Genomic DNA, 3091 nt, shown 5'->3' with positions numbered 1-3091 from the left:
GTCCACATACCGGAAATAGGCGCGCAACTCCTCCCAGCCGGGAAACCGCTCGGTCCAGGTCCAGTCGCGCCAGAGTTCCTCGCTGGAGAACTCGTACAGCGGGACGTGGGTGTCGACGCGGGCCCCAGGGTAGCAGTTCCAGGACCAGATGCCGCCCAGGTCGGCGCCGGCCTCAAGCAGCCGCACCGAGAACCCCAGTTGGCGCAGGCGGTGGAGCTGGTAGAGACCGGTGAACCCCGCCCCGATCACCAGGACGTCGAACGCCTCCACGTCTTTCGTTTTGGGCCGGATAGCGGATTGGGTGGTCATGATTTTACACCAGTCCTAGGTCGCGTCTGGCGAATTCCGTGACCGCCTTGTAGTCGGCCTTGCCGTTCGAAGCCCTGAGAGGCACCTGCGTCACCAGGATGCGCTTGGGGGTCTTGTAGCCGGCCAGGGTGGCGCGCACGTGCCGGCGCACATCGTCCTCGTCGAACGCGGCGCCGCGCGCCAACACCACCACACCCGTCACCGCCTGGCCCCACTTGTCGTCGGGCACGCCGACCACCAGCGCGTCCTCGATGACCGCGTGGGTCTTCAGCGCCTCCTCGACCTCTTCGGGATAGACTTTCTCGCCGGCGGTGTTGATGCAGGCGCTGCCGCGGCCCAGCAGGATCAGGGCGCCGTCCGCCTCGACCGTGCACCAGTCGCCGGGGATCGAATAGCGTTGGCCGCCGATGGTCCGGAAGGTCTTGGCCGTCTTTTCCGGATCCTTGTAGTAGCCGACCGGTATCGGGCCGCCCATCGCGATGATCCCGGGCTGGCCGCTTCCGGGCTCGACCGGCCGCTCGTCCTCGTCGAACACCTTGCAGCGCGGTCCGATCTGGAAGGTGGCGGTCCTGACCTCGCCATCCTTGGTCATCGCCGACATCCCGAAGCCCAGCGCCTCGGACGCACCGAACGAGTCCATCAGCATGACCTGTGGAATATGCCGCAACAGGCCCGCCTTGACCTCACGGCTCCACATCACGCCCGAGGAGACGATCGAGACCAGGCTCGACGTGTCGTAACGCCCCTGCGCCGCCTCGAGGGCGTTGAGCATCGGCTTGGCGAAGGCGTCGCCGACGATGGCGATGGACTGCACGCGCCGGCTCGAGACGGCCGCCCAAAGTTCGTCGGCGTCGAACGAAGGGCTCTCCAGCGTGATGACGAAGGGCTCTCCAGCGTGATGACACAGCCGCCGTTCATCATGCATCCGATCGCGGTGATCAGACCGGTCCCATGCATTAGCGGACATGCCGGCAGGGTCCGCGTTCCCGGCCTGGAGAGGCGAATGAAGTCCAGGTGTTCGGCCAGGGTCGTCGGCGCCGGCCCCAGCCTGCGCAAACCGTCGAGTTGGGCCTCGCGCAGATCGTCATGGCGCCACATCACGCCTTTCGGCATGCCCGTGGTGCCGCCGGTGTAGATGAACAGAAGGTCGTCTGGAGACCGCTCGATCCCCAAGGGCGCGCCGCCGCCGGTCGCGGCGAGGTCTTCATATCGCTCCGAGAAGTGCGCCGGCGGATCGTCTTCACCGATCTCAATGAACGTGGCGACCTTGGACAGCCGGTCCTTCAGCTGGAGGACTGTTTCGCGAAACTCGGAGCCGTAGATGATGGTCTGCGCATCCGAGTCGTCGAAGATGTAGAACACCTCGTCGGGCTTGTAGCGGTAGTTGACGTTCACGTGCGTCAGGCGGCCCTTGAAGCAGGCGGCCAGGGCCTCGCCGTACTCTGGGCGGTTGCGCATGTAGAACGCCACCTTGTCGCCCGGCTTCGCGCCCCTGGCCAGGATCGCGCGCGCAAGATTGTTCGACCGACGCGACGTCTCCCCCCAGGTGATCGTTCGATCCCCATGAATGAAGGCCGGCGCGTCCGCCGGGAGGGCCTTCGGGAGCGCGTCGAGGATATCGCCGAAATTCCAGGTCATAGGCATGCTTCCTAAGCGGCGATCCAGCCCTGAACACGGGCGGCCTCGTTGCGGACGAGTTCCGGCCCTCCGAGCAGCTGGCGATCCAGACCGATGCGCTTGAACCAGTAGTGCAGCCCGGCGAGGTCAGTGAAACCCATGCCACCGTGCACTTCGGTGGAGGTCCGCGCGACGAACCGGCCGACCTCGGAGAGGTGTGATTTTGCGTGGCAGGCCATCAGGGTCGATTCGTCAGGTGCATGGTCAAAGGCGTGCGCCGCATACCAGACCAGCGAGCGGCAGGGCTCAAGGGCCGCCGCCATCTCGGCGCACATGTGCTTGACCGCCTGGAAGGACCCAATCGGCCGGCCAAACTGCACGCGCGTGCCAGCGTAGGCCACGGCCTGTTCGATCATAGCCGTGCCGGCGCCCAGGATGTCGGCGGCCAGCATAATGCGCCCCGCGTCGATGATCCGGCGGGTGGTCCGGCCGCCGCCGCCGGGCAACGGATCGGCCTTGACGCCCGTCATCCGGAGTTCGCCGACTAAGCGGGTCTTGTCGATGGTCGTCAGCGGAATCTGCGTGAGACCGGGGGCGTCGGCTGCGACCAGGTGCAATGCGCCGGTGGTGTCCGCCACCACGAACAGATCGGCGTCCGCCGCGTCGAGCACGAACAACGCTGTCCCGTCCAGCCACCCGTCCCTGGCGACAACCCCGACCCCGTCCCGGCCCTCCACGGCTTGGCTGACCGCGACGGCCGCCCTCGCTGCCCCGGTCGCCAGCTGCGGCAGCCACGCCTGCTGTTGGCTCTCCGACCCGCCGAGCAGGATCGCCAACGGTGCCATCACATGTGCGCCCGCGAAATGCGCCGGCGCGACGCTGAAGCCGAGCGATTCGGCCACCAACGCCGCTTCCAGCAGGCCAAGGCCCATCCCGCCGAATTCCGCAGGGATGATAACCCCCGGCACGCCGAGATCCGCCAGGCCCGCCGCGACATCGGGGCTGTAGGGCTTCGCGGCGGCGGCGATATCTCGCACATGGCGCAGCGGGGATTGTTCCGAGAGATAGCGGGCCACGGCGTCCTGCAGCATGCGCTGCTCGCTCGAAAGACCGAATTCCATTAGGAGCGGCTCCCTTCCGTGGCGAGTTTCGGCTCACGCGGCAT

Annotated in this window: 3 protein-coding genes and 1 pseudogene; all 4 read right to left on the bottom strand. The window is 66.9% G+C overall.

What is annotated here, in order from left to right; all coding sequences use genetic code 11:
• Positions 1 to 309 (bottom strand): NAD(P)-binding protein (locus QZV94_RS24220; protein WP_293682917.1); only part of this gene is annotated, 309 nt, incomplete at its 3' end.
• A 4-nt stretch (positions 310 to 313) separates the two neighbouring features.
• Entirely contained in the window at positions 314 to 1234 is a 921-nt protein-coding gene (locus QZV94_RS24215) for an AMP-binding protein (RefSeq protein ID WP_293682919.1), read from the bottom strand.
• Positions 1235 to 1284: 50 nt separating this feature from the next.
• Positions 1285 to 1947, bottom strand: a pseudogene (locus QZV94_RS24210) (AMP-binding protein); the annotation flags it as partial.
• Between the two features lie 11 nt (positions 1948 to 1958).
• Complete coding sequence (locus QZV94_RS24205; protein ID WP_293682915.1) at positions 1959 to 3047, bottom strand: acyl-CoA dehydrogenase family protein; 1089 nt, start codon at positions 3045 to 3047, stop codon at positions 1959 to 1961.
• Positions 3048 to 3091 lie beyond the last annotated feature (44 nt).

The organism is uncultured Phenylobacterium sp. (assembly GCF_902826855.1).
In the GTDB taxonomy this organism is placed as follows: Bacteria; Pseudomonadota; Alphaproteobacteria; order Caulobacterales; family Caulobacteraceae; genus Phenylobacterium.
This window is presented reverse-complemented; position numbering and strand designations above follow the sequence as displayed.

Bases quoted from the DNA above. Each gene is read 5' to 3' on its own strand.
- QZV94_RS24205 (WP_293682915.1), bottom strand. From the start codon at position 3,047: ATGGAATTCGGTCTTTCGAGCGAGCAGCGCATGCTGCAGGACGCCGTG.
- QZV94_RS24215 (WP_293682919.1), bottom strand. From the start codon at position 1,234: ATGCATGATGAACGGCGGCTGTGTCATCACGCTGGAGAGCCCTTCGTC.